The 26,313-nt window shown below is 64.4% G+C and carries 27 protein-coding genes and 1 tRNA gene; 11 read left to right on the forward strand and 17 right to left on the reverse strand.

What is annotated here, in order from left to right:
* Positions 1-11: 11 nt before the first annotated feature.
* Positions 12-1,259, forward strand: a complete 1,248-nt coding sequence (locus tag D2N39_RS04415) for a flavin monoamine oxidase family protein (protein ID WP_119133571.1) — start codon at positions 12-14, stop codon at positions 1,257-1,259.
* Here the strand turns inward: D2N39_RS04415 and D2N39_RS04420 are convergent.
* On the reverse strand, positions 1,256-1,963 hold the full coding sequence (locus tag D2N39_RS04420; protein WP_119133945.1) for a DUF599 domain-containing protein: 708 nt from the start codon (positions 1,961-1,963) through the stop codon (positions 1,256-1,258). The genes D2N39_RS04415 and D2N39_RS04420 overlap by 4 nt on opposite strands.
* A gap of 79 nt (positions 1,964-2,042) precedes the next feature.
* Between D2N39_RS04420 and D2N39_RS04425 the strand changes: the two genes are divergently transcribed.
* The 5 genes from D2N39_RS04425 to D2N39_RS04445 all read left to right on the forward strand — a co-directional run bounded on the left by D2N39_RS04425 (position 2,043) and on the right by D2N39_RS04445 (position 7,067).
* A complete protein-coding gene (locus tag D2N39_RS04425; protein WP_119133572.1) occupies positions 2,043-3,476 on the forward strand; it encodes an FAD-linked oxidase C-terminal domain-containing protein in 1,434 nt (477 codons plus the stop codon).
* 72 nt (positions 3,477-3,548) lie between these two features.
* Positions 3,549-4,601 (forward strand): FAD-binding protein, encoded by a 1,053-nt coding sequence (locus D2N39_RS04430; RefSeq protein ID WP_119133946.1) that lies wholly within the window; start codon positions 3,549-3,551, stop codon positions 4,599-4,601.
* Positions 4,598-4,918 (forward strand): hypothetical protein, encoded by a 321-nt coding sequence (locus D2N39_RS04435; protein WP_119133573.1) that lies wholly within the window; start codon positions 4,598-4,600, stop codon positions 4,916-4,918. Before D2N39_RS04430 ends, D2N39_RS04435 begins: the two co-directional genes overlap by 4 nt.
* A gap of 1 nt (position 4,919) precedes the next feature.
* Positions 4,920-6,227, forward strand: coding sequence for a glycolate oxidase subunit GlcF (glcF, locus tag D2N39_RS04440; RefSeq protein WP_119133574.1), 1,308 nt, complete (start codon positions 4,920-4,922; stop codon positions 6,225-6,227).
* A gap of 60 nt (positions 6,228-6,287) precedes the next feature.
* Complete coding sequence (locus D2N39_RS04445; protein ID WP_119133947.1) at positions 6,288-7,067, forward strand: trypsin-like serine peptidase; 780 nt, start codon at positions 6,288-6,290, stop codon at positions 7,065-7,067.
* Between the two features lie 3 nt (positions 7,068-7,070).
* Here the strand turns inward: D2N39_RS04445 and D2N39_RS04450 are convergent, their stop codons facing one another.
* The 4 genes from D2N39_RS04450 to D2N39_RS04465 form a co-directional block, all read right to left on the reverse strand.
* Complete coding sequence (locus D2N39_RS04450) at positions 7,071-7,661, reverse strand: TetR/AcrR family transcriptional regulator (RefSeq protein WP_119133575.1); 591 nt, start codon at positions 7,659-7,661, stop codon at positions 7,071-7,073.
* A 14-nt stretch (positions 7,662-7,675) separates the two neighbouring features.
* A complete protein-coding gene (locus D2N39_RS04455; RefSeq protein WP_119133576.1) occupies positions 7,676-8,179 on the reverse strand; it encodes an anthrone oxygenase family protein in 504 nt (167 codons plus the stop codon).
* 141 nt (positions 8,180-8,320) lie between these two features.
* Positions 8,321-10,087: a PQQ-dependent methanol/ethanol family dehydrogenase gene (locus D2N39_RS04460; protein ID WP_119133577.1), complete on the reverse strand. Its 1,767-nt coding sequence runs from the start codon at positions 10,085-10,087 to the stop codon at positions 8,321-8,323.
* A 198-nt stretch (positions 10,088-10,285) separates the two neighbouring features.
* Positions 10,286-10,675, reverse strand: coding sequence for a c-type cytochrome (locus tag D2N39_RS04465; protein WP_119133578.1), 390 nt, complete (start codon positions 10,673-10,675; stop codon positions 10,286-10,288).
* A gap of 194 nt (positions 10,676-10,869) precedes the next feature.
* Between D2N39_RS04465 and D2N39_RS04470 the strand changes: the two genes are divergently transcribed.
* Positions 10,870-11,841 carry an ABC transporter substrate-binding protein gene (locus D2N39_RS04470; RefSeq protein ID WP_119133579.1) on the forward strand — a complete coding sequence of 324 codons (972 nt, stop codon included), beginning with the start codon at positions 10,870-10,872 and terminating at the stop codon, positions 11,839-11,841.
* Between the two features lie 7 nt (positions 11,842-11,848).
* Positions 11,849-12,445, forward strand: coding sequence for an ATP-binding cassette domain-containing protein (locus D2N39_RS04475; RefSeq protein ID WP_233557050.1), 597 nt, complete (start codon positions 11,849-11,851; stop codon positions 12,443-12,445).
* Between the two features lie 510 nt (positions 12,446-12,955).
* Here D2N39_RS04475 and D2N39_RS04480 read toward each other — a convergent pair.
* Positions 12,956-13,029: transfer RNA gene (locus D2N39_RS04480), tRNA-Cys, on the reverse strand.
* Between the two features lie 57 nt (positions 13,030-13,086).
* The gene (locus D2N39_RS04485) at positions 13,087-13,818 is read right to left on the reverse strand and encodes an SDR family NAD(P)-dependent oxidoreductase (protein WP_119133581.1); all 732 of its coding nucleotides are present in this window, start codon (positions 13,816-13,818) and stop codon (positions 13,087-13,089) included.
* Positions 13,819-13,924: 106 nt separating this feature from the next.
* Here D2N39_RS04485 and argB point away from each other — a divergent pair, with 106 nt between their 5' ends.
* From argB to D2N39_RS04500, 3 genes are all read left to right on the forward strand, one after another.
* Positions 13,925-14,824 (forward strand): acetylglutamate kinase, encoded by a 900-nt coding sequence (argB, locus tag D2N39_RS04490; RefSeq protein WP_119133582.1) that lies wholly within the window; start codon positions 13,925-13,927, stop codon positions 14,822-14,824.
* Between the two features lie 67 nt (positions 14,825-14,891).
* Entirely contained in the window at positions 14,892-15,545 is a 654-nt protein-coding gene (locus tag D2N39_RS04495; protein ID WP_119133583.1) for a ferredoxin, read from the forward strand.
* Positions 15,542-16,048, forward strand: coding sequence for a SixA phosphatase family protein (locus D2N39_RS04500; protein WP_119133584.1), 507 nt, complete (start codon positions 15,542-15,544; stop codon positions 16,046-16,048). Before D2N39_RS04495 ends, D2N39_RS04500 begins: the two co-directional genes overlap by 4 nt.
* Positions 16,049-16,102: 54 nt before the next feature.
* Here the strand turns inward: D2N39_RS04500 and D2N39_RS04505 are convergent, their stop codons facing one another.
* The 10 genes from D2N39_RS04505 to yidC all read right to left on the reverse strand — a co-directional run bounded on the left by D2N39_RS04505 (position 16,103) and on the right by yidC (position 26,187).
* On the reverse strand, positions 16,103-16,882 hold the full coding sequence (locus D2N39_RS04505) for an amino acid ABC transporter ATP-binding protein (protein WP_119133585.1): 780 nt from the start codon (positions 16,880-16,882) through the stop codon (positions 16,103-16,105).
* An 11-nt stretch (positions 16,883-16,893) separates the two neighbouring features.
* Positions 16,894-18,201: an amino acid ABC transporter permease gene (locus tag D2N39_RS04510; RefSeq protein ID WP_119133586.1), complete on the reverse strand. Its 1,308-nt coding sequence runs from the start codon at positions 18,199-18,201 to the stop codon at positions 16,894-16,896.
* A gap of 1 nt (position 18,202) precedes the next feature.
* Positions 18,203-19,519 (reverse strand): amino acid ABC transporter permease, encoded by a 1,317-nt coding sequence (locus D2N39_RS04515; protein WP_119133587.1) that lies wholly within the window; start codon positions 19,517-19,519, stop codon positions 18,203-18,205.
* Between the two features lie 118 nt (positions 19,520-19,637).
* Entirely contained in the window at positions 19,638-20,654 is a 1,017-nt protein-coding gene (locus tag D2N39_RS04520) for an amino acid ABC transporter substrate-binding protein (protein ID WP_119133588.1), read from the reverse strand.
* Positions 20,655-20,876: 222 nt separating this feature from the next.
* Positions 20,877-21,584, reverse strand: a complete 708-nt coding sequence (locus tag D2N39_RS04525; protein ID WP_119133589.1) for an ATP12 family chaperone protein — start codon at positions 21,582-21,584, stop codon at positions 20,877-20,879.
* Complete coding sequence (locus tag D2N39_RS04530) at positions 21,581-22,630, reverse strand: RluA family pseudouridine synthase (protein ID WP_119133590.1); 1,050 nt, start codon at positions 22,628-22,630, stop codon at positions 21,581-21,583. Before D2N39_RS04530 ends, D2N39_RS04525 begins: the two co-directional genes overlap by 4 nt.
* On the reverse strand, positions 22,627-23,001 hold the full coding sequence (gene crcB, locus D2N39_RS04535) for a fluoride efflux transporter CrcB (protein ID WP_119133591.1): 375 nt from the start codon (positions 22,999-23,001) through the stop codon (positions 22,627-22,629). The genes D2N39_RS04530 and crcB overlap by 4 nt, the downstream gene beginning before the upstream one ends.
* Positions 22,998-23,651: a ribosome biogenesis GTP-binding protein YihA/YsxC gene (gene yihA / locus D2N39_RS04540; protein WP_119133592.1), complete on the reverse strand. Its 654-nt coding sequence runs from the start codon at positions 23,649-23,651 to the stop codon at positions 22,998-23,000. Before yihA ends, crcB begins: the two co-directional genes overlap by 4 nt.
* Entirely contained in the window at positions 23,648-24,394 is a 747-nt protein-coding gene (locus D2N39_RS04545; protein WP_119133593.1) for an MOSC domain-containing protein, read from the reverse strand. The genes yihA and D2N39_RS04545 overlap by 4 nt, the downstream gene beginning before the upstream one ends.
* Positions 24,391-26,187, reverse strand: coding sequence for a membrane protein insertase YidC (yidC, locus tag D2N39_RS04550; protein WP_119133594.1), 1,797 nt, complete (start codon positions 26,185-26,187; stop codon positions 24,391-24,393). The genes D2N39_RS04545 and yidC overlap by 4 nt, the downstream gene beginning before the upstream one ends.
* Positions 26,188-26,313: the final 126 nt, after the last annotated feature.

Consider the following 26,313-nt stretch of genomic DNA (forward strand, 5'->3'; position numbering starts at 1 on the left):
CGGAGGTTTTCATGGGCGGGGACGTCGATGTCGTCATTGTCGGCGCGGGTGCGGCAGGTCTGGCCGCGGCGCGGGTGCTGCGCGAGGCGGGCCTCAGTTTTACGGTGATGGAGGCGATGGGCCGGATCGGCGGCCGCGCCCTGACCACGACCACCGATTTCGGGGTGCCTTTCGACATCGGCTGTGCCTGGCTGCATGCCGCCGACCGCAACCCGTTCTTCCCCGAGGCGCAAGCGGCGGGCTGGACACTTTATCACCACGACATGGGGTTGGATCACCTGTATTTCGGTGGTCGTCGCGCCTCGGATGATGATCTGGCGCGGATGCGGGCGGCTGAGGTCGCCATGGCGGAATGTATCGCGGCGCACCGGGGCACGGAGGACCGGCTTTCGGCGGTGTTGGCCGATTGCCATTACCTGCGGGCCTCATCGACCTTCGCAGGACCGATGGATTTCGGGGCCGATGATGACGAGATTTCCATCGCCGATTTCCGGGCGGCGGCGGATCTGGACCCGAATTATTTCACCCGTGAGGGCTTTGGCGCGCTGATCCACCGTTGGGGCGCCGATGTGCCGGTCTGGCTGCATACGCCGGTGCGGCAGATCCGCTGGGACGGGCCGGGCGTGGAGGTGACAACAGACCGGGGCACGCAACGTGCGCGGGCAGTCATCGTCACCGTTTCGACCGGGGTGCTGCAATTCGACGGCATCACCTTCACCCCCGCATTGCCCGACGCGCATCAGGAGGCGATTTTTGATCTGCCGATGGGGCTTCTGACCAAGATCCCCATCGCGGTCAGCGGCACACGTCTGGGCCTTGCCCCATTCGACGATCTGCTGATGGAACGCCACGCGCGGCATGATCTGTTCTTCCTGTGCTTCCCCTTCGACCTTGATCTGATGGTCGGCTTTGTCGGTGGCGATTTTGCATGGGAGATGGAGGCCGCAGGGCCAGAGGCCGCGGTGGATTTCGTCTGCGACCGGCTGGCCGACATGTTCGGGTCAGATGTGCGGCGCCATATCGGTCACGGCACCATGACCCGCTGGGGGGCCGAGCGCTGGGTCCGGGGTGCCTATGCGGCTGCGCGGCCCGGCAAGGCCGCCGCGCGCGACGTGCTGCGCGGCGCGGTGGGCGAGCGCATCTGGTTCGCGGGCGAGGCGCTGGCCGGTGCGGGCCTTATGCAAACGGCAGGCGGCGCGCGGCTGTCGGGCGAGGCAGTGGCGCGGGCGGTGGCGGCGCGGCTGTCAGGCGCGGTCTAGGGATCTTCTTTCAGGCGAGGCAGCATTGCCGCACGCGATTGCGAGGCGAATTCGCGCCGGATCAGCGTGGCAATAGTGGCGGTCATCGTCAGGAACAGACCCCAAGGTCCGACCAGCCAGCCCAGCGTCCCCAGCGCATAATAGACGGACCGCAGGCCACGGTTGTAGTTCTTGGCGGCGGTGATGTTCACCTCGGCTGCGCGTGCGGCGCGGTCATAGGCGGCGGGATGCTCCGGGTCATTGGGAACCGAGGCCATCAGAAGCGAGCAATAGCCGAACAGCCGGTGTGACCAGACGAATTTCAGGAAGCCGTTCACCACGAACGACAGGATGAAGACAATCTTTACCTTCATCACCAGCGCCGGATCGTCATGCAGGGAAAAGGCATCGGCCAACCCCTCCAGCGGGGCGGTATCCCCCAGCAAGGCCAGACCGCCGCCGAGTGCCAGCATGCAGGTCGAGGCGTAAAAGGTGATGCCCTGACGCAAACCGTCCAGCACCGAGGCGTCATACATGCGTGGTTGCCGTGTCACGAATTCCCGCATCCAGTCGCGCCGGTAATATGCCATGATAACCGAAACCGACGGATGCCGCGCGTTTGGCCGCTCGATCGCCAATTGCAGCGCTGCGACACCTGCCAGCGTATAGGCCACGGCAAGCAGGTCGGCGGTCGAGAACTGAAGAAGAAGCGTCGGCAGGTCCATCAGGTGTTGATAGACCAAAGCCTTGGCTTGCCAAAAGCAAAAATTGGTTATACTTTTTTACCAATCAGGGAGGTCAGCCATGGATATGCCAAGGCCCGATGCCGCGATCCTGTCGCGCAAGGCGCGGATCGTCGCCCGACTGCGCGAGGTGCTGCCCGCCGATGCGGTGGTGGACGACCTGCATGAACTGCGTGCCTATGAATGCGATGCGCTGTCGGCCTATCGTTGTCCGCCGCTGGCGGCCATCCTCCCCCGCAGCACCGCCGAAGTCGCCGCCGCCCTGAAGGTCTGCCATGACGAAGGCGTGCCGGTGGTGCCGCGTGGCGCGGGCACCTCGCTGGCAGGCGGGGCGCTGCCCACTGCGGACAGCGTGATTCTGGGCGTCGCGCGCATGAATGCGGTGCTGGAGGTCAGTTACCCGGACCGTTTCATCCGCGTGCAATCGGGCCGCACCAACCTGAGCGTTTCGGGCGCGGTGGAGGAAGAAGGCTTCTTTTACGCCCCCGACCCTTCCAGCCAGCTTGCCTGTGCCATTGCGGGCAATATCGCCATGAACTCGGGCGGGGCGCATTGCCTGAAATACGGGGTGACGACGAACAATCTGCTGGGCGTGACCATGGTGCTGATGGATGGCACGGTGGTCGAGATCGGCGGGCCGTGGATGGATGCGCCGGGGCTGGACCTGCTGGGCGTCGTCTGCGGGTCGGAAGGCCAGCTGGGTGTGGTGACAGAGGCCACACTGCGCATCCTGCCCAAGCCCGAGGGCGCGCTGCCGGTGCTGATGGGGTTCGATTCCTCCGAAGTGGCGGGTGCCTGCGTGTCAGACATCATCAAGGCGGGCGTGCTGCCGGTCGCCATCGAATTCATGGATCGCCCCTGTATCGAAGCCTGCGAGGCTTTCGCCAAGGCGGGCTATCCGATGTGCGAGGCGCTGCTGATTGTCGAGGTGGAGGGATCGGAGGCCGAGATCCGGCACCAGCTTGACCTGATCATGCAGATCGCGCGGCGGCACAATCCTGTGGAACTGCGCGAAGCGGCGGATGCCGATCAGGCGAAACGCATCTGGCTTGGCCGCAAATCGGCTTTCGGCGCCATGGGGCAGATCAATGATTACATGTGCCTCGATGGCACGATCCCGGTGTCGAGCCTGCCTTTCGTGCTGAAACGCATTGGCGAGCTAAGCCGTGATTTTGGGCTGGATGTGGCCAATGTCTTTCATGCCGGGGACGGCAACATGCATCCGCTGATCCTCTATAATGCCAATCTGCCGGGCGATCAGGAGAAATGCGAGGCACTTGGCGCCGAGATCCTGAAGCTCTGTGTTGAGGTGGGCGGCTGCCTGACCGGCGAGCATGGCGTGGGGATCGAGAAGCGCGACCTGATGGCGGTGCAGTATGGCCCCGCCGATCTGGAGGCGCAGTTGCGGGTGAAAGACGTGTTTGACCCGAAATGGCTGCTTAATCCTGCCAAGGTGTTTCCGTTGCAGGTGACGGCCAGTCGTCGCGCGGGTTGAAAGGCTGGGGGGCAGTCTGCCCCCCACGGCCTTCGGCCTCCCCCCGAGGATATTTTTGAACAGATGAACAAGATGCGGCCAGCAAGCGAAGCAGAACTTTGCGAGATCATCCGGGCGGCCTCGGGGCCGCTGGTCGTGCGTGGCGGCGGCACGCGCGGGGCTTTGCCTGCGGGTGTGGTTTTGGAAACCGGCGGGCTGAGCGGGGTCACGCTGTACGAGCCGGGCGCGCTGACGCTGGTGGCCGGGGCGGGGACGCCGATGGCGGATCTGGAAGCGCTCTTGGCGGCCGAGGGGCAGCGGCTGGCTTTCGAGGTGCCGGATCTGCGCGGGCTTCTGGGGCGGGAGGGCTGTTCGACCCTGGGGGGCGTGGTGGCGGAGAATGCCTCGGGTCCGCGGCGGGTTTCGGTCGGGGCGTGCCGCGACTTTTGTCTGGGGGTGCGCTTTGTCGATGGGCGTGGCGAGGTGATCCGCAATGGCGGCCGGGTGATGAAGAATGTTACCGGTTATGATCTGGTGAAGTTGCTGGCGGGCAGCCGGGGGCGGCTGGGGGTGCTGACCGAAGTGGCGCTGAAGGTGCTGCCGCGCCCCGAGACGGAGGCCACGCTGTGCCTGACGGGGCTGTCGGATGTGCAGGCGGTGGCGGCGCTGTCGGCCGCGCTGGGATCACCTTACGAGGTCACCGGGGCGGCGCATCTGCCGGGGCAGGGGACTTACCTGCGGATCGAGGGGTTCGAGGGATCAGTGCGCTACAGGCTGGAGCGGCTGCGAGGGGTGCTGGCGCCTTACGGTGCGGGGGCGGAGGTGGCTTCGCCCTGGGCGGCGATCCGCGATGTCACCGCGCTGGCCGGGCGGGCGGGCGATCTGTGGCGGCTGTCGCTGCGCCCGTCCGAGGCACCGGGCGTGGTGGCGCGGCTGGGCGCCGAGGCGGTGGTCTATGACTGGGGCGGCGGGCTGGTCTGGGCGCTGATGGCGCCGGGCAGCGATGTGGCCGGGCGGCTGGGCAGGTTTTCCGGCCATGCGACCTGTCTGCGTGGCGCGGGGGCCGCGCCGACAGAGCCGCCGGCGATTGCGGCGCTGACCGGGGGCTTGCGTCGGCAGTTCGATCCGCGCGGGGTTTTCGCATGACCCTGCCGTTCTGGGTGATGCAGGCCGGGCCGCCGGTCGCGCTTTATCTGCTTTTGTGCCTTTTGCCGCGCGGCTTGGCCTTCTGGGGCGGCTGTTTCCTCGCGCTGCTGGCGATGGGGGTGTTGTATCTGCGGTCGCTGGGGGCGGACAGCACATCTGGGCTGGTGCTGGCCATGGCGCTGGGCGGGGCGGTTGCTCTGGCGGGGCTGGCGCAGACGCTGCGGCAGGTCTTGCGCGCGCGGCTTTACCCGGTGGTGGTGATCGGTCTTCTTCTGGCCGTCATGGGCCTTGGACTATTTCTGACGGGACGGATCTGAGATGCAGACGAACTTCACGCCCGAGCAACTGAAAGACCCCGGCATCGCACGGGCGAACCAGATCCTGCGGACCTGCGTGCATTGCGGCTTCTGCACCGCGACCTGCCCGACCTATCAGGTGCTGGGGGATGAGCTGGACAGCCCGCGCGGGCGCATCTACCTGATCAAGGACATGCTGGAAAGCGGGCGCCCGGCCGATGCGCAGACGGTGAAGCATATCGACCGCTGTCTGAGCTGCCTCGCCTGCATGACCACCTGCCCGAGCGGGGTGCATTACATGCATCTGGTGGATCACGCGCGGGAGTATATCGAGCAGACCTATCGCCGCCCCTGGCATGACAGGGCACTGCGCTGGCTCCTGTCCCGGATCATCCCCTATCCGGGGCGGTTCCGGCTGGCGCTGCTGGGCGCCAAGATGGCGCGGCCTTTCGCGCGGCTGCTGCCGGACCGGCGGTTGCGGGCCATGGTTGCCATGGCGCCAAAGCAGGTGCCGCCTGTCAGCCGCAATGACGATCCGCAGGTTTTTGCGGCGCATGGCCCGGTGCGGATGCGGGTCGCGTTGCTGACCGGCTGTGCGCAGAAGGCGCTGAATACCGACATCAACGATGCGACCATCCGGCTGTTGCGCAGGCTGGGGTGCGAGGTGGTGGTGGCGAAGGACATGGGCTGTTGCGGGGCGCTGACGCATCACATGGGGCGCAGTGGCGAAAGCCATGCGCAGGCCGGGGCCAATATCGCGGCCTGGATGGCGGAAAAGCGTGGCGCGGGGCTGGATGCCATTGTGATCAATACTTCGGGCTGTGGCACGACAGTCAAGGATTACGGCCATATGTTCCGCAATGATCCGCTGGCGGCGGATGCGGCGGCGGTCTCGGAGATGGCGCTGGACGTGAGCGAGCTGCTGGTGAAGCTGGGCCTGCCGGAAGGCGCGCCCAAAGGGCTGCGCGTGGCCTATCACGCCGCCTGTTCATTGCAGCATGGCCAGCAGGTGAAAACCGCGCCGAAAGACCTGTTGAAACGCGCGGGCTTCGAGGTGGTGGAGCCCGCCGACAGCCATCTGTGCTGCGGTTCGGCCGGCACCTACAACCTGTTGCAGCCCGAGCTTTCGGCTGAATTGAAGCGCCGCAAGGTGGCGACGCTGGAGGCGAAGGCGCCGCAGATCATCGCGGCGGGCAATATCGGCTGCATGATGCAGATCGGATCGGGGACCGGGGTGCCGGTGGTTCATACGGTCGAATTGCTGGACTGGGCGACCGGCGGGCCGATGCCGCGCGCCCTTGCCAGCGCCGGGCTTTTGTCACAATCCTGAGGGACGTGGCCGCGATGCGGTCACAGGATTGCCCTGCGGGGCCGCTAGGCCGGGGGAATGATGATCCGACGTGCCCTTCTGGTATTGCTGCTGTGCGCCCTGCCTGCCGGGGCGCAGGACAGCCATTTGCGCAGCTTGCAGACCGGCGATGACAGCCGGGGCTGGAATGCGGTGGGGCGGCTGAACCTTGGGCGGCGCGGGTTCTGCACCGGCACCCTGATCGCCCCCGATCTGGTGCTGACGGCGGGGCATTGCCTGTTCGACAAGACGACCGGCGCGCGGATCGACCCGACCACCATTGAATTCCTTGCGGGCTGGCGCAATGGACGGGCCGAGGCCTATCGCGGTGTGCGCCGCGCAATTGCGCATCCCGATTTCGTCTATGGCGGTGACGAGCGGCTGGATCGCGTCAGCCATGATCTTGCATTGCTGCAACTGGACCGGCCGATCCGAATGACCTCGATCGAGCCGTTCGGGATTGGCGATCAGCCGCAGCGGGGCGATACCGTGGGCGTGGTGTCCTATGCGAAGGACAGGGCCGAAGCGCCCTCGATGCAGGACGCCTGCGAGGTGCTGGGCCAGAAGCCCGAGATGCTGGTTCTGACCTGCGATGTGGATTTCGGCTCGTCCGGGGCGCCGGTGTTTTCGATCCGGGGCGGAATCGCCCGCGTGGTGTCGGTGGTCTCTGCCAAGGCCGAGGTCGAGGGACGCAAGGTCGCGCTGGGCACATCGCTGGCCAAGCCGCTGGAGGATCTGCGTCAGGCCATTGCGCAAGAGGTTCGGCCGGGCAAGGTGCGGGTGCTGTCAGGTGGCGGGGCCGGAACCTTCATCAAACCCTGAGGTTCAGCCTTGCGGCGGATAGAGACGGAGCAGATGGTCCGTCGCGGTTTCGGCGCGCTGGCGGCAGGTGTTTGCGTCAGGTGCCGCAATGGTGCCGATCACGCGGCGGATCTGCAAATCGCCAACCAGAAGCGCCAGCCAGAGTTCGGCTAACCTGTCCGGTGTTTCCCCATGCGCGCCGGTGATCGCGCCAATCAGCGTGGCGACATGCGGCATGACGATGTCCCGCCCACCTTGTGCCAGCGCAAGGCCCAGCGTGCCCTCGGCATCGGCTGCCGCTGCGCGGTTGAGCGCGACGGCGCGCGGCCCGGTCAGCAGCGCCAGCAGGCGTTCCCCCACCGCGACCAGTGCCGCCGCATCCGCCGCACCAGCCCGCTGGTCCAGAACCTCCTGCACCGTTTCAGCATTGCGGGCGATCAGCGCCCGGAACAGGCCGGGCTTGTCGCCATACCAGTTGTAAAGCGTTTCGATCGAGGCGCCCGCACGGCGGGCCAGCGCCTGCATCGTGGCCCCGGCATAGCCCTTCTCCTCCAGCAACGCATAGGCGGCGTCCTCGATCTGGGCTTGCCTGCGGATGCGGGTCTCTGCGCGCATGGTTCTCTCCGGTCTCAGCTACGGCGGGCGACCAGCACAAGCGATACCGCCGCGGCCAGAAGTGCAAGCCCCGAGGCGATACCGCGCAGCAGGTTGGCCTGTTGCCAGGGGGCGGAATAGTCGTCCCAGATCTGCGCTGCCTGTTCCGGTTCAAGCGGCAGGGTGACCTGCGCCAGCGCCTGGTTCATCGGGATGTTCACCTGTGCGGTGAACAGTGTCACCCCCAGACCATAGCAGGCCAGCGCAATGGCCAGGGCCATGGCCGCGCCGCGCGCCTGCATCAGCATGGCCGTGGCGAGGGTGATCAGCAGCACGACCGGCGTGCCGAAATAGCCAAGTCCGAAGGCCATGTTGCGCACCGAGGCATTCATCGCCTGCATGGCCGCGATGGCAATGGCCGGGTCGATCCGGTCCAGCCCGCGCAGGGTGGATACGCTCCAGGCATAAAAGAAGCCGAAGATCGCGCCGCAGCCGATGAGGCTGAGGATGACAAGGCCGAGAAGGGGCAGATTACGCATGATGGCTCCAAAATATCCGTAATTATAGTTTCGGATATTTCCGTAATAAGTATTACGGATTCGGTCAAGGCCTGACGCAAAGCAAAACGCGCCGTCCATGGGGACGGCGCGCCTTGCCTTGCGGGGACTGACCGGAGGGGGTCAGTTCGCCATGGCAAGCTGTTTCGGCAGTTTGAAGGTCCAGACGGTGCCGCCCTGATTGAGGTAGTTCACCTTCTTGGCGACCTCACCACCCCAGAGCGGAACCGCGCCGCCCCAGCCCGACACGACCGAGACATATTGCTCGCCATCCGCTTCCCAGGTGATCGGCTGGCCGACGATGCCCGAGCCGGTCTGGAACGACCACAGTTTCTCGCCCGTGGTGTCATCCAGCGCGATGAAGTCCCCCTCGGGCGTGCCGAAGAACACCAGACCGCCAGCCGTGGTCATCACGCCACCCCAGAGCGGGGCCTCGTTCTTGTATTCCCACTTCCATTCGCCAGTGGCCGGGTCGATGGCTTTCAGGCTGCCGATGTGATCCTCGTAATTCGGCTTGATGGTGAAGCCGGACCCGAGATAGGCCGCGCCTTTCTTGTAGCTGACCGGCTCGTTCCAGATGTCCATGCCCCATTCGTTCGAGGGAACGTAGAACAGGCCGGTGTGCTGGCTGTAGGCCATCGGCATCCAGTTCTTGCCGCCAAGGAACGAAGGCGAGGCGAAGACCATTTCGCCCTTGGCGCCATCGGCGGCCTTGGACGGATCGCCGGGACGGTTGGCCTCGTTGTAGATCGGGCGTCCGGTTTCGTCGATGCCGCTGGCCCAGCTGATGTCCTTCACGAAGGGCCAGGCATTCAGGAATTTCCCGTCCTCACGGTTCAGCACATAGAAGAAACCGTTGCGGTCGGCGGTGGCGAATTTCTTGTTGCCGTCCTTGTCGGCGAAAGCCACGACTTCGTTCACGCCGTCATAATCCCAGCCCTCGCGCGGGGTGGTCTGGAAGTGCCATTTGATTTCACCGGTCTTGGGGTCGATGCCAAGGCGGCTTGCGGCGTACAGGTTGTCACCCACATTGCCTTCGGTCGGCGTGCCGGCGTTGCGCAGGTGGCTGTTCCAGGGGGCCGGGTTGCCCGCGCCGAAGACCAGCGTGTCGGTCTCGATGTCATACGACCCGCCCAGCCAGGTCGCGCCGCCGCCGGTTTTCCACATGTCGCCCGGCCATGTCGCGTTCAGCGTGCCGGTCATGGTGCTTTCCTTGCCGTTCAGCGTACCCATGTGGCCTTCGATCACCGGGCGCGTCCAGACGGTTTCGCCGGTCAGCGCGTCGCGGGCCTGCACCTCACCCACGATGCCGAACTCACCGCCCGAATTGCCGGTAATGACCAGCCCATCCACGATCAGCGGTGCGGCGGTATAGCTGTAGCCTTCCTTGTAGTCGGCGATCTTCTTGTTCCAGACCACATCGCCGGTCTTGGCATTCAGCGCCACGATGCGCGCGTCCAGCGTGCCGAAATAGATGTTGTCGCCATAGATGGCCGCGCCGCGGTTGATGACGTCGCAGCAGGGCAGGATGCCTTCGGGCAGGCGGGCGTCGTATTGCCAGACCTCCTTGCCGGTCGCCAGATCCACGGCATAAATCCGCGAATACGAGGCGGTCACATACATCATCCCGTCATGCACAAGCGGCTGCGTTTCCTGCCCGCGCTGCTTTTCGCCACCGAACGAGAAAGCCCAGACCGGCATCAGGTTCTTCACATTCTCCTTGTTCAGCGTCGTCAGCGGGCTGAAACGCTGGAGGTTGCGGCCCATGCCGTTGGTCAGCACGTCGCCGGTCGATTCAGCGTCCTTGGCGAGATCTTCCTCCGTCACACCCGAAAAAGCCGGTGCGGCGGCCAGCACGGCGGCCGTCACGGCCACGATAAAGCGGTTCATCTGTTTCCTCCCTTGGATGATCCGTCGGAGACCTCAGCGCCTCGCTCCCTCCTGCGGAGACACGGTTCTCGGGGATATCATCGTCGCGGTCACGGGGGCGTGAAAATTGCACCATGGTCGTAAGGGGGGGCGGGTCAGGTAGCAAAACGGCCCGGCGCACCCTCCTGCGCCGGGCCGTGAAGGGCTGTGCCGCGCCGGTTAGTGCGCCGCGCTCTGGCGCAGCCAGGTCAGGATGAACTCTTGCTCCACCGGGTCGGTAATGCCGACATGGCGCATCCGGGTGCCCGGAATCAGGCCTTGGTTGTCTTCCATCCAGGCCCGGATCGCCCCTTCGGTCCAGGTGATTCCCGCGGCTTTCAGGGCTTCGGAATAGGGGTATCCTTCCACCGATCCGGCCTTGCGGCCAATGATGCCTTCCAGCGGCGGGCCATAGCTTTTGTCTTTGCTGTCAATGGCATGACAGCGGCGACATTCGGCATCGAAGAACTTTTGCCCGGCCTCGGCCTTGATGGCCCCGACATTGGGGCTTTCGGCCAGCACCGGCGTTGCCGCCAGCAGCAGCGTGATGAGAGAGATGCGGAGGGTCATGCCCGTCTCCTGTCTTTTCGGGAAGCGCGTTTCCTGGCCCCGGTATCGCGCCGCGACAGGGTGGGGGCGTTGATGCAGGTCAAGCCCCGCCTCGTGCTTTGGTCGTAGATCCTGCAAACCCGCCCCGACGCTTTGGTCGAATAGGCATCCCGTCATTGCTTGCTATCCTGCAAGGCAAGCTTTGGGAGGAGCCGATGACATTCACGCGCCACATGATTGCCGCCGCCGTTCTGGCGCTGTCCTCCACCGCCGCATGGGCCGAGGATGCGGTCCTGCGCATCGCGACGCAGCTTTCGGGCACAGTGAACTGGGAACTGACCACCATGCAGGCGCGCGGCTTCGACGCGGCCAATGGCTTTCGGCTGGAGGTGCAGGACGTGGCCGCAGGCCCAGCCGCGCAGGTGGCGTTTCAGGCGGGCGAGGTGGATGCGATCGTGTCCGACTGGCTCTGGGTCGCGCGCAAGCGGGCGGAGGGGGAGGATTACGTTTTCATCCCCTACAGCCGCGCGGTCGGTGCGCTGCATGTGCCGAAGGGTAGCACGGTGCAGGGGCTTGCCGATCTGAAGGGCGGCAAGATCGGCATTGCGGGCGGGCCGGTGGACAAAAGCTGGCTGATCCTGCGCGCTTTCAGCCGCAAGCAGTTGGGCTTCGATCTTCAGGACGAGACCGAACAGGTCTACGGTGCGCCGCCGCTGATCTTTGAAACCGCGCTGTCGGGCGAGCTGGATGGGGCGGTCAACTTCTGGCACTTCGGCGCGAAGATGGAAGCGGCGGGGATGCGCCCGCTGATCACCGTGGCTGAGGCGGGCGCGGCGCTGGGGCTGGACCCGGATACGCCGTTGCTGGGCTATGTGGTGCGCGGCGATCTTCTGCGCGACAAGCCTGCGCTGGTGCAGGGGTTTGCCGCCGCCAGCCGTGCCACCAAGGAGGTTCTGGCGACGGATGACGCGGCATGGCAGGCGCTGCGACCGCTGATGAATGCGAAGACCGATGCGCAGTTCGAGGCGCTGAAGGCGGGCTTCCGTGCAGGCATTCCCGCGCCCGGCCCGGTGGATGAGGCGGCTGCGGGGCGGATGCTGGCGATCATGGCAGACTTGGGCGGTGCCGATCTGGTCGGCAAGATGGACAGCCTGCCGGGTGGTGTGTTCCTTGCCCCCGGTGGCTGACGCTCCGGTGACCGAGGCGCTGGTCCTGAGGCTGGTCCATGGCGGGCACGGGGCGGCGCAGGTGCTGGGGCCGCTGGATCTGCGGCTTGCCACGGGGGAAACCGTGGCGATCTGTGGCCCGTCGGGTGTGGGCAAGACCACGCTTCTGCGCATCCTCGCGGGGTTGCACCGCGACTGGCGGGGCGAGTTGACCTTGCCCGGTCGGCTGGCGATGGTGTTTCAGGAACCCGTGCTGCTGCCTTGGCGCAATGCGCTGGACAACATCACCCTCGCCACCCGCTGCGACCCTGCCTCGGCGCGCGCCGCGCTGGCGCGGGTGGGTCTGGCCGACAAGGCCATGGCGCTTCCCGGCGAACTGTCTTTGGGCCAACAGCGGCGGCTCGCGCTGGCCCGCGCCTTTGCCGCGCAGCCCGACGTATTGTTGATGGACGAACCCTTCGTGTCGCTGGACCCGGCGCTGACCGACGACATGATGGCCCTGCTGGAAGCAGAACGCGCGCGGCGCCCAATGGCCACGATCCTCGTGACCCATGCCCCGGCCGAAGCAGCGCGGCTGGCCGACCGCCTGCTACGGCTGGAGGGGAGCCCCGCACGCTTCGCCTGAGTGTCCTGTCCCGGCATCTGTTGGATCGGGTCGAGGATGAAACGGTCCGGCTCTGAAGGCCGGATTTTGGATTCGTGGGTGGGAGTCCACCGAGCGTATTCAGCCCGGCATGCAAGGTTGTTGACCGCGGCTGCCGCAATGCTGGCGCGTGAACGTGGCGTCCTTGATCGTGCGGTGCATCCACTTGAACTGGCCGCCGTTCAGGAAAACTGCCCCACGGACTTTTCTGATCTTCACGGCTGGTTGGGCGTTGTCGGTCGGTGCCTGATGCGATGCGCCGCGCACTGGGTTCCTACCAAATATGGACTCTGACATGAGCTGCGATCTGCTGAACTTCTGTCCTGGCGCCGTCGGGGAAAGGGCGCTGCGAGAATTCTCAGCGCCAAAGCTGACATCCCATTCCGACAAAGCTGACGCCGCACAACATATTCTGTGACACAGTTGACAGCGAAACACTGCAAACGGCGCGGCATCTGGGCGGGAATGTACAGGTCAAGCCTTTGAAAGACTTGGAGGCGGGTACCGGAATCGAACCGGTCTTCACGGATTTGCAATCCGCTGCGTAACCTCTCCGCCAACCCGCCGGAGCCTTTTGGCTGATTAGATACAATCCCCGGCGGGGTCAAGCGGGTATGTGGGGGTCAGACGTGCTGGGCACCGTTGACCTCTATCTCGGCGCCGGAGATGTAGCTGGACTGGTCGGAACAGAGAAACCAGATGACATCGGCCACTTCCTTTGGCTGGCCGAGCCGTTGCAGGGGCAGTTTCTCGACGATTTTTTCGGTGCCGGGCGACAGGATCGAGGTTTCGATCTCGCCCGGCGCGATGGCATTCACCCGCACGCCCATCGGGCCGAAATCATGCGCCATTTCGCGGGTCAGGGCTGCAAGTGCCGCCTTGGAGGTGGCGTAGGCCGCGCCGGCGAAAGGGTGGACGCGGGCGCCGGCGATCGAGGTCACATTCACGACCGAGCCGCGCGCGGCGGAAAGCTCGTCCTTCAGGCCGCGCGCCAGCACGATGGAGGCGAAGAAGTTCACATGGAACACATGGCCCCAGGTCCGCAGGTCGGTTTCCAGCGTGTTGAGCCGCGCGCCGCCCGGACCCTTCGGCGAGATGCCGGCATTGTTGACCAGCGCATCAAGCCGCCCGCCGAGCTTTTCCTTGATCGTGGCGATGGCCGCTATGGTGGCATCAGGTGAGGCGAGGTCGATCTGGATATGGTTTTCCTCGCCGCCCGGCCAAGGGCAGCGCGGGTCGAAAGGTTGCCTTGAGCAGGTGAGCACCCGCCAGCCCTCGGCACTGAACCGCTTGACGGTGGCATGGCCGATGCCGCGGCTTGCCCCTGTCAGAACCATGACCTTCTGTTCGCTCATCGCCGCCTCCGCGCTTTGCCGCCACCCTACGCGGCGGCGGGGGATTTGCAAGCTTGGCAGGGGGCGGCAAAGGGGTTACCAACGGCCTGAACCCCGCGAGGCCCCCATGAAAAAGCAGTTGCGCACCATGCAAGATTCCATCGCCACCGCGAAAACGCTGTCCGAGGCTCTGCCCTATCTGCAACGCTATTCCGGCGCGGTGGTCGTCGTGAAATTCGGCGGCAATGCGATGGGTGACGATGATGCCATGGCCGAGTTTGCCCGCGACATCGTGCTTATGCGGCAGGTGGGGGTGAACCCGGTCGTGGTGCATGGCGGCGGGCCGATGATCAATGACATGCTGAACAAGCTGGGGATCAAGTCGGAATTCGTGCGCGGCAAACGGGTCACCGACAAGGCCACAGTCGAGGTGGTGGAGATGATCCTGTCGGGTCTTGTGAACAAGCGGATCGTGCAGGCGATCAATGATCAGGGCGGGCGCGCGGTCGGGATTTCCGGCAAGGACGATGACCTGATGGTCTGCGTCGCCGATGACCCGGAGCTGGGCTTCGTCGGCAAGCCGGTGGAGATGAACGTGCAGGTGCTGCGCGATCTTTACAATGCCGGGATCATCCCGGTGGTGGCGCCGGTGGCGACCGGGATGGAGGATAACGAGACCTTCAACGTCAATGGCGATACCGCCGCCGGGGCGATTGCCGGCGCGTTGCAGGCCGACCGCCTGCTGCTTCTGACCGATGTGTCGGGGGTGAAGAATGCGGCGGGCGAGGTGATGACGCAGATCACCCCCGAGGAAGTGCGTCAGATGACCGCCGATGGCGTGATCGCAGGTGGCATGATCCCCAAGACCGAAACGGCGCTTCTGGCACTGGATCAGGGTGTGCGTGCGGTGACCATTCTGGACGGGCGGCTGCCAAATGCCTGTCTGCTGGAGCTGTTCACCGATCATGGGGCGGGCAGCCAGATCCGATCGACCGTGCCGCGGGTGACACCGCGCGTTCGGCGCTAAGGCCCGGACGTGGTGTAGCGGCGGGGGCAGGACGCCTCCGGCGGGAGTATTTGGCAAGGAGCAAGCCATGAGCGTGACGCTGGACGGCATCGCCGCGCGGCTGGCTGCGGAACGGCTGGAGGTGCTGGGCGGGTTCGCTGCCACGGCGGAAGAGGGGCTGCCTGTGGGCACGCGGACGCTTCTGTTGATCGGGCCGGCAGAGCCGGGGTTTTGGGCGCATTTCACCGCGGGGCCGGAATGGAATGACGACGCCCCCGATCCGGTGGATCGCTGGTCGCGGCGGGTGATCGGACGGCTGGCCTGCGATCTGGGCGCCAAGGCCCTGTTTCCCTTTGGCGGCCCGCCCTGGCATCCCTTCTATCAATGGGCCTTGCGCTGTGGCACGGCATGGGAAAGCCCGGTGCGGCTGCTGGTGCATGCGCGGCAGGGGTTGTTCTTTTCCGCACGTGGTGCGCTGGCGCTGAAAGAGGTGGTGGAGATGCCGGAGGCGGGGCGGCCGCCCTGCGAGAGCTGCACGCAGCCCTGTCTGACCGCCTGTCCCGCCGGGGCGCTCACCGGGGCAGGCTATGATGTGCCTGCCTGCCACACCTTTCTGGATACGCCGGGGGGGCGCGACTGTCTGACCGGGGGCTGCCTTGTGCGGCGCGCTTGCCCGGTGTCGCAAAGCTATGCAAGACTGGCGGAACAATCAGCCTATCACATGGGGCAGTTCCACACATGACCAAGCGCCTGATCCTGACGCGCCACGCGAAATCGAGCTGGGACGACCCGCTGATGAGCGACCACGACCGCCCGCTGAATGAACGCGGCAAGACGGCCGCCGCCGATCTGGGCGAGTGGATGGCCTCGCGCGGCTATGTGCCGGGCCAGGTGCTGTGCTCGGACGCGCTGCGCACGCGGAAAACCTGGTCCGGGATCGCACCCGCGCTACCCGGCACGCCGATTCTGGATCTGAAACCGGCCCTTTACCATGCAGGGCCCGATGTCATGCTGGCGGTGCTACGCCATGCTACGGCGGATGTGGTGATGATGATCGGCCACAACCCCGGTATCGGCGAGTTTGCCCATCGCATCGTCGCCCGCGCGCCGCTGAATGCCGAATTCCAGCGCTACCCCACTGGCGCCACGCTTGTTTGCGATTTCGCGGTGGAAAGCTGGGCGGATGTGGACTGGGGGCAGGGCAGTGTGGATGATTTCATCATCCCGCGCGAGATCGCGGCCTGACAGCAAAAGAAGAAGGGCGCCACGACGGGCGCCCTTTTTTTATTCCGGCAGACCTCAGTGGCCGAGGATCTGGCTGAGGAACAGTTTCGTCCGCTCGCTTTGCGGGTTGTTGAAGAACTCGCGCGGTTCGTTCTGTTCGACGATCTGGCCCTGATCCATGAACACCACGCGGTTGGCGACGGCCTGGGCAAAGCCCATTTCATGCGTGACGCAGAGCATGGTCATGCCCTCTTCCGCCAGCTCGATCATGGTGTCCAGAACCTCCTTGATCATCTCGGGGTCGAGCGCCGAGGTCGGTTCGTCGAACAGCATGATCCGGGGTTTCATGCACAGCGAGCGGGCAATCGCCACGCGCTGTTGCTGACCGCCGGAAAGCTGGCCGGGGTATTTGTTTGCCTGTTCGGGGATCTTCACCTTGCGCAGGAAGTGCATCGCGGTTTCCTCGGCCTCTTTCTTGGGAACCTTGCGGACCCAGATCGGGGCGAGGGTGCAGTTTTCGAGGATGGTCAGATGCGGGAAAAGGTTGAAGTGCTGGAACACCATCCCGACTTCCGAGCGCACCTTGTCGATGTTCTTCAGGTCGTTGGTGAGTTCTGTGCCATCCACGATGATCTGCCCCGACTGGTGTTCCTCCAGCCGGTTGATACAGCGGATCAGCGTCGATTTGCCGGAACCGGAAGGACCGCAGATCACGATCCGCTCGCCCTTGTGAACGGTCATGTTCACATCGCGCAGAACGTGGAACTGGCCATACCACTTGTTCATCTGGGTAATCTGGACAGCGACCTCGTCCGAGACCTTCATCTTCGAGCGGTCGATTGCATGTTCAGCCATGATCAGGCTCCTTAACGGTGATCGGTCTTCAGCTTGCGTTCGAGCCACATGGAGTAGCGCGACATGCCGAAGCAGATGAGGAAGAAGAGGGCGCCGGCAAAGATATAGGGCTCCCAGTAGATGCCCTTCCAGTTGATGTCGGCGCGCACGATCTGGGTGATCCCCTTCAGCGGATCGTTCAGGCCGACGAAGGCTACCAGCGTGGTATCCTTGAACAGGCCGATGAACGACGAGACGATGCCGGGGATCGAGATCTTGAGCGCCTGCGGCATGATGATGAGCCGCTGCGCCTGCCAGTAATCCAGCCCCAGTGCATCTGCCGCCTCATACTGTCCGCGCGGCAGGGCCGCGAGGCCGCCCCGGATCACCTCGGCGATATAGGCCGCGGCGAAGAAGGTCACGAGGATGATGACACGCAGGATGATGTCGAAATTCGTCTCTGGTGGCAGGAAGTATTGCAGCAGCAGCGAGGCGGTGAACAGCAGCGTGATCAGCGGCACGCCCCGGATGAACTCGATAAAGCCCACGGAAAGGGTGCGCACCAGCAGCATGTCGGATTTCCGCCCCAGCGCCAGCAGGATGCCCATGGGCAGCGAGGCTGAAATTGCGGTCACGCCGATCACGAAGGACAACAGGAACCCGCCGAAATCGCGGCTGTCAACGGCGCGGATGCGCAGCGGAGCAAGGCTTTGCAGCGCGTCGGTCATCGGGGCTTGCAGGACCATCCACCAAACGGCAGCGGCCACAACGCCGATCCCGGCCGAGACCGGAACACCAAGGCGCGGTTGCAGGACCGTGAAGACCAGCCAAAGCACCACGAAGCCCATCATGGCCACCACCGGCGCCCAGATCGTGCCGCCCCACAGCAGCCAGAAACCCGTTGCCGGATAAAGCGCCGTGATCCACAGCATCTTGCGCGGAAGGCTGGAAAACAGCACCGGCGCCAGTGCCGCGAACAGCAGAAGCAGCGCGAGGTTCGGCCGCCAATACATGTCCTGCGGATAGAAGCCATAAAGATACTGATGCCAGCGCTCGCGCACCATGGCCCAGCAGGCCCCGGTGGCACCTTCGCCCCAGCGGTCCTGAATGATCTGGCGGCATTCGTTCAGCGAATTGGCGTTCCAGACCGAATGCATCAGCCAGGGCAGGACATGCAGTGCAAGCCAGACCACGGCCAGCAGACCCAGCAGCGTCAGGGCCGAGTTCATCGGACCCGAGAACAGATTCTCGCGCATCCAGCGGGCGATACCCTTCTGTCCCGGCGGCGGGGCTTCCGGCGGCAGCATCTGGTTGCGCACAAAGACGAGTTGTTCCTGCATCTCAGCGCTCCTTCAGCCTGACGGCCCGGTTGAAGATATTCATGCAGGAGGAGATGATGAGGCTGATCGTCAGATAGATGCCCATCATCAGCAGCATGCATTCCAGTTCTTTCCCGGTCTGGTTCAGCGTGATGCCACCCAACGTGCCACGCAGGTCCATGTAGGACACGGCGATGGCCAGCGAGGTGTTCTTGGTCAGGTTCAGGTATTGGCTGATCAGGGGCGGGATGATGACCCGCAGCGCCTGTGGCAGGATCACCAGCCGCATGGTGCGGGCGGGGCGCAGGCCCAGGGCTGCCGCCGCCTCGGACTGCCCGCGCGAGATGGCCATGATCCCGGCACGCACGATTTCCGCGATGAAGGCGGCGGTATAAAGCGCCAGCGCAAGTGTCAGGGCGGTAAAGCTGTGCAGCACGGTGATGCCGCCGGCAAAGTTGAAGCCCTTCAGCTCTGGCACCACGAAATGCAGCCCCAGCGCCCACAACAGGGCGGCCGAGGGCAACACGAGGATCAGCAGATTTTTCCACCAAGTGACGGGCCGCACGCCGGTTGCATCCTGTGTGGCATCTGCCTGACGTTTGAGCCGCCGGGTGGCGAAGATCGACCCGCCAAAGACCACCAACAGGGCCAAAAGGTTCAAGGAAACCTTGAAGATGCCAAGGTCGATGATGCCAAGACCGCCCTCGTTGGGGTCGGCGTCGCATTCCTCGCGCGGTTTGCCGACACAGAACTTCGGTTCGGGGATGTCGGTGCCGCGATTGGTGACCGCAATGATCCCGAACAGCATGGTCGCCTTGGGGGCTTCACCCGCCGCCTGCATTTCGGGCGTCACGCGGAAATCGCGCGGGTTGGGGGTGGTTTCCGACAGGATGGTCGCCGCCAGCAGGATCCAAAGCAGAACCGGCACGTTGCGGAACATCTCGACGTAAACCGTCATCAGCCGCGAAACGAGCCAGTTGTTCGACAGGCGCAGCACGCCGACGACCACGCCGATGATGGTGGCCAGAATACAGCCCACCACCGCCGAAAGCAGGGTGTTCAGCAGGCCGATGAAGGCCGCGCGGGCATGGGTGCTGTCATTGGTATATTCAACCAGCCGCTGGTTGATGTCGTATCCGGCGCGCGACAGCAGGAAGCCGAAGTCGAATGTGCGGTCCTTGGCTGCGAGGTTCTGGATCGTGTTGTTCAGAAGCCAGGACAGAAACAGCATGAACAGGATCAGCACAACCACCTGAATGGTCAGCGACCTGTATCGCGTGTCGTAGATAAGCATGCTCAGCCGAAAGGAATCCTTCGGCGCATCCTGAACGAAAGCCATATATCTTGTACCCCCTGAAGCCTGCTCTGCCCGGGTTGGCCGGTGCTTTGATGGATGCAGGCAATTCGGTCGTGTTGGACACGGGCGCGGCCGAAGCCGCGCCCGTATCGTTTTCAGATCAGCGGAACGGCGGGGCGTATTGCAGGCCGCCCTGCGTCCACAGCGCGTTCAGGCCGCGGGCCAGACCGATCGGGGTGCCCGAACCGATGTTCGCCTCGAAGATCTCGCCATAGTTGCCGACCGCGGCAATGGCGCGCTTGGCCCATTCCTTGTCGAGGCCCAGCTTTTCACCCAGTTCACCCTCGACGCCCAGCAGGCGCTTCACTTCCGGGTTTTGGGTGGTCGAGGCGACTTCCTCGATATTGGCCTTGTTCACGCCGTATTCTTCGGCCGCGACCAGCGCGTAATAGGTCCAGCGGACCACATCGCCCCACTGGTTGTCGCCATGGCGAACCAGCGGCCCCAGCGGCTCTTTCGAGATGATTTCCGGCAGGATGATGTGGTTTTCGGCATCCGGCATCGAAGCGCGCGAAGCGGCAAGGCCCGAGGCGTCGGTGGTGTAGGCGTCGCAGGCGCCAGCCAGATACTGACGCTGGCCTTCCGAATCGTCGGCCACGGTCACGGGCGTATAGCTCATGTTGTTGGCCTTGAAGAAGTCGGCCAGATTGAGCTCGGTCGTGGTGCCGGTCTGGATGCAGACGGTGGCGCCATCAAGTTCCTTCGCGGACGACACGCCCAAGTCTTTCTTCACCATGAAGCCCTGACCGTCATAGTAGTTCACGGCGACGAAATCGAACTTCAGATCGACGTCGCGCATGAAGGTCCAGGTCGAGTTGCGGACCAGAACGTCCACCTCGCCCGAGGCGAGCGCGGTGAAGCGGGTCTCGCCGGTGGTCGGGATGTATTTCACCTTGGAAGCATCGCCCAGCACGGCCGCGGCCAAAGCCTTGCACATCGCAACGTCAAAGCCCTGATAGTTGCCGTTGGCATCCGGGGCGCCGAAGCCGGTAAGGCCGGTGTTCACGCCGCAGATCAACTCGCCGCGGCCTTTCACGTCGTCCAGCGTGGCAGCGCCGGCGATCCCGGCGATCAGCGCTGCGGCCGAAAGCGTGCCAAGGAATACGGATTTTTTCATGCGTACCTCTTCCTGAGTGTCCACCCTTTGCGGGCGGTGTTGTGGCCCCGTTCGGGACAGAAGACTGAGGGAGGCTTCCCTCTCAGTGACGGGCAGTTTCGTGTAAAGCGCTTTGGGCCGTCAAGTGAAACCGAGTTGGTAGCGCAAACCTGCGCATTTGCGCGGGATTTTTCGGAGATCACGAAAGAAGCGCCACATCTGCCCGAAAAATGGGCAAGATTGTTACCCGCACAATGCGTAGAACCGCGCAGCATCCTCGACGGCCTGACGCTTCACCGCTTCGGCGGCGGCAGCCTCGGTATCTTCGCCCCATTGTTCGATCTGCCAATGTTCGTCGATTCGGCTCAGGTCGAAAGCTTCGCCGGGGCTGAGGTGGCCGTCCGCGACGGCAAGACCCAGAACGGCAGAGCCGGTAATGGCAATCAGGTCGTGCAGGGCAGCCAGTTGAAACGGGCTTTGTGCGAATATGGCGGCGCGCAGCGCGGCAAGGCTGGCAGGCGCCTGCGGGATGTGCATGACACCCGCCGTGGCAATCAGGGGGGCACCATGCCGTTGCGCCGCCCAGTCCAGCAGCGGGTCCCACCCGGCCGCTTGCCGCAAGATCAGGGCCTGTGGCTCCTCGGCTCGATAGCACAGCAGGTCGGTTCCTGCATAATCCGCAAGCATTTCAGCCACTTGAGAAAATTGCGGTCGCACCTTGTCGATGGCGGAATTGGCAGCGCGGGTCGCGGGCATGGTTTCAGGGCGGACCTGACCTTCCTGCGCGTCCCATTCGGCGGCAATGGCGGCCGCCAGCGCCCGCGTCGGCAACACCAGAGCGGCCTTGGCCGGGGTCTTCACCGCACGGCCATCAAGGTGCACCGCAAAGCCGCCATCAACGGCTTCGGCGCTGGCCGATTTCCAGAAACGCTTCGGGGTCCAGTCGCTCATCCGTGCAGCTTTTCGAAGGGGTCTTCCGGCACATCGCTCTCTTTCCAGTCGAGCAGCTTCCAGGTGCGGGCCATATGCTCGGGCAGGGGGGCGGTGAATGTGATGGGTTGCTTGGTGATCGGGTGCTCGAAGCTCAGCCGCCGGGCATGCAGATGCAGCTTGCGTGACAGGTCGCCGCCGGTGCCCGCGCCCCAGCCATCGCCCAGATTTTCAGCTTCCGAACCGCCATATTTGCCGTCACCAAGGATCGGATGACCGAATTCGGCCATATGGGCGCGCAGCTGGTGGGTGCGGCCGGTGATCGGCTCCAGCGCCATCCAGCTCAGCCGGGTGCCAAGGAACCAGAGCGTGAAATAATCGGTCTGCGCCCGCTTGGCGTCGGGGTAATCACCGACCTTGGCGGGATGGATGCAGACCATCTTTTCGCCCTCGCCACCCCGGCCACGGCCCGGCGCCTTCATCAGCGCGTATTTGATGGAACCCTGCTTCGGCTGCGGGACACCGGCGACGACGGCCCAATAGATCTTGCGCGTATTGCGGTGGCGGAATGCCTCGGACAGCGCACGGGCCACCCGGTCGGTGCGGGCCAGAACCAGCACACCCGAGGTATCCTTGTCGAGCCGGTGCACCAGCTTTGGCCGATCCTTGTAGCCGAATTTCAGCGCCTCGGTCAGCCCGTCCACATGTCGGTCGCCCTGACCCGAGCCGCCCTGCGAGGGCAGGCCCGGCGGCTTGTTCAGCACGATGATATGTTCATCCTTGAAGATCACCGCGTTCTGGATCATCCGCGTATCCGCCGCACTGACGCCATCGGGACGTGGCCGCGAGGGCGCGTCGTTCTCTGGCAGCGGCGGCACGCGGATCACTGCGCCCGGCACAACGCGATCCGCCGCCTTGGCGCGCTTGCCATCCACCCGCACCTGCCCGGTGCGGCACATCTTTTCGACCGCGCCCTGCGTTACATGTGGAAAGCGGCGTTTGAACCAGCGGTCCAGCCGCTGTTCGCCCTCATCCTCGGAAACGGTCAGCAGTTTCACACCGGTCATGTCAGAATGCTCCGCGTCAGGTGGACGGCCAGCACAAAGGCCGCCAGTGCGATCAGGACCGAGGCCGCGACATACAGCACCGCCGCGGCCATCTGGCCGCGTTCGGCCAGCGCGACCGTATCCATGGAAAAAGCCGAAAAGGTGGTGAAGCCGCCCAGAAGCCCGGTCATCAGCAGGGGCGCCAGATGCTGATGCCCGCGATGTGCCAGCGCCACCATCAACACGCCCATCGCCGCCGAACCCAGCACATTCGCGGCCAGCGTATGCCAAGGGAAGCCGCTGCCCAGCAGGCGCTGCATGCCCAGATTGACGCCATAGCGCAGGCTCGCCCCCATGGCGCCGCCAAGCGCGACCTGCACCAGTGCGTTCATTCCAGCCCCGCGATGATGGCGCGCAAAGTGGCGATGCCATCGCCCTTTTCCGAGGAGGTCATCACGATCTCGGGGTAGGCGGCCGGGTGCTTTGCCAGCGCGGCGCGCACCTGATCGAGGTTCTTTTCACGTTCCGGGCGCGACAGCTTGTCCATCTTGGTCATCACCACCTGGAAGGTGACGGCGGATTTGTCGAGAAGCGTCATGATCTCCTCATCCACCGTTTTCACGCCGTGACGGCTGTCGATCAGCACAAAAGCGCGGCGCAGGGTCTGGCGGCCTTGCAGATAGGCCTTCAGCAGCGTCTGCCATTTCTGCACCGTCGCCACCGGCGCTTCGGCGAAACCATAGCCCGGCAAATCCACCAGATAGCGGCTTTCGCCGAGGGTGAAATAGTTGATTTCCTGCGTCCGGCCCGGCGTATTCGAGGCGCGTGCAAGGTTCTTCCGGCCGGTCAGCGCGTTGATCAGGCTGGATTTCCCGACGTTCGAGCGGCCTGCAAAACAGACCTCCAGCCGGTCGGCCGGGGGCAGGCCGGGCATGGCGACCACGCCTTTCACGAAATCGACCGGACCGGCGAACATCAGCCGACCACGCTCGCGCGCGAAATCGTCGGGCTCTTCGGCAAGCGGGAAGGGCAGGGCGGTCATTGGATGGTTACCTCCATGCCGGGGGCAATCTTGCCCCCTTCGACGACGACGGCGTAAACGCCGAAATCCTGATGCCCGAAAGCACCGCGCAGCGCGCCCAGCGTATCGCCTTCAATGCGCCCGGTCGCGGGGTTGGCCTTTGTGGCATTGCACCGCTCGATTCGCTCGCGCACTTCCAGAAGCGTATCGCCGATCCGCAGCTTGCGCCCGATCAGATCCCATTCCGCCCAAGGTTCCCAGCCCTCGATCCAGAGATTGCCGCGCCAGCGCAGCGGCGACAGGTCCATCCCCATCCGCGCGCCCAGATCGGTGTTCGAGGCCAGATTCAGGATAGAGACCGACGGATAATCGGTGTCCGACATGATCCGCCCGGCGCCGACGATGCGTTCAGGCATCGCCCGGCCTGCGGGGTTCAGTTCGCGCACCCAATCCAGAAACCGCGGCAGGTCGGCCGCATCATCGGGCCGGAAGCTCAGCGGTTCACGTTCCGGGTGGGTCAGCGTCACGGTTGCAGTCGATTCGTCCAGCGCGGCATTGATCGCCATCAATGCAGGCGCCTTGGACCCCCGCGCAAAGTTCACGCAAGGATTCCAGCCCTCGACCAGCCGGGCCGCATCATGCGCCACGGCCCAGTGCCGGTCCCACGGCAGACCGGCCCCCGCCGAAAGCCGAACGGACGCGAGGCTCTCGCGTCCGTGGCTCTTGATCGGATGTCGGCAGATGGTGTGCAGCCGTGCCGTCATTTCTTGCCCTTCGCAGGTTCCGGCTGCTTCTTCGAGAAGCCCGCCTTGATATTGCCGAATATATCCGGCTTGTGGCCATGGCTGCGCATGATCAGGTACTGCTGGATGAAGGTGATCGTGTTGTTGGTGATCCAGTAAAGCACCAGACCCGAGGCAAAGCTGCCCAGCATGAACATGAACACCCAGGGCATCCAGGCGAAGATCATTGCCTGCGCCGGATCGGTGGGGGCCGGGTTCAGCTTCTGCTGCAGCCACATCGAGATGCCCAGCAGGATCGGCAGCACACCGATGAAGATCATGGCGAGGAAGGTGCCATGCGCCGGGGCTGCCCAGGGCAGAAGGCCAAACAGGTTGAACAGCGAAGACGGATCGGGCGCTGACAAATCGTTCAGCCAACCGAAGAACGGCGCCTGACGCAGTTCCAGCGTGACGAAGATCACCTTGTAAAGGCTGAAGAAGATCGGGATTTGCAGGAAGATCGGCAGACAGCCCGCTGCCGGATTGACCTTCTTTTCCTTGTAAAGCTGCATCATTTCCTTTTGCAGCTTCGCCTTGTCGTCGCCGGCCCGTTCCTTCAGCGCCTCCATCTCGGGCTGAAGCTCCTTCATCCGCGCCATCGAGACATAGGATTTGTAGGCCAGCGGCAGCACGAGGATCTTCAGAACGAAGGTCAGCGCGATGATGGCCAGACCCATATTGCCGATCCAGCCGTGCAGATGGTGCAGCAGCCAGAAGATCGGCTTGGTGAAGAAGAAGAACCAGCCCCAGTCGATCGAATCGATGAACCCGGCGATTCCGTCATTGTTCTGGTAATTGCGGATGGTTTCCCATTCCTTCGCACCGGCGAACAGGCGCGATGAAACCTCGGTGCTGGCGCCCGGCGCCACGGTCACGACGGGCAGCCGCGTCTCGGTCTGATAGATGTCGGACTGGGCGTTGTATTTCACCACGGCGGTATAGGGTTTGCCCTGTTCGGGGATCAGGACGGTCATCCAGTATTTGTCGGTGAAGCCCAGCCAGCCATCGGCTGTCCCCTCGGTCACCTCTGCCTGCGCGCCTTCGCGCGCGACCTCCGGCAGATCGGCGACATCCTTGTATTTGACCTCGGCCAGCTTGCCGTCGGTCCGGCCTACAACGCCTTCGTGCAGAACGTAAAAGCTTTGCAGATCTGCGGGTTTGCCATGTCGGGCCACCACGCCATAGGGTTGCAGCGTCGCCGCCTCGGTGCCGCTGTTGGCAACGGAATCGGTGACGGTGAACATGTAATTGTCGTCAACGGCCAGTTGACGCGTGAAGGTCAGGCCCTTGTCATTGGCCCATTCCAGAGTGACGGGCTTGCCGGGGGCCAGAGTGTCGCCGCCCACCTGCCGCCATTCGGTCGCCGCACCGGGAACGTCAGCACTCGCCAGTGCCCCACCCGGAGCCCAGCCATAAAGCGCGTAATAGGCATGCGGCTCTCCCACCGGGGTCAGCAGGCGCACGATGTCCGATTTGGGGTCGATGGTCTGGTGATAGGCTTTCAGCGACAGATCGTCGATCCGCCCGCCCAGCAGTGAAACAGAACCCGACAGTTTCGGAGTATCAATCGGCAGGCGCGGCGCCTCGGGCACGGGGGCGACCTCGGGCTGTGCCTGTGCCGCCGTCACGGCGGCGGGCGCATCCGCCGGTTGCGTAACCGCAGCGGGGGCGGTGGTCGGGGCCGTCTCTTCCGGCGGGAACAGCACGAACCACACGAGGATCACGAGGAAACTCAGCGCCGTTGCCAGAATGAGGTTCTTGTTCTGATCGTCCATATGCGATCCCCACCGTTCCGCTTGAATAGGCCCGACCCCTGTGTGGGTCAGGCGTGGTTCAACAGAAGGGGGGCGGAAAGGTCAAGCGGTTTTCCCCGGCGCAGGGCTGCAACCGTCGCGCGATGG

It is taken from the genome of Gemmobacter lutimaris, assembly GCF_003570715.1.
Classification (GTDB): Bacteria; Pseudomonadota; Alphaproteobacteria; order Rhodobacterales; family Rhodobacteraceae; genus Gemmobacter; species Gemmobacter lutimaris.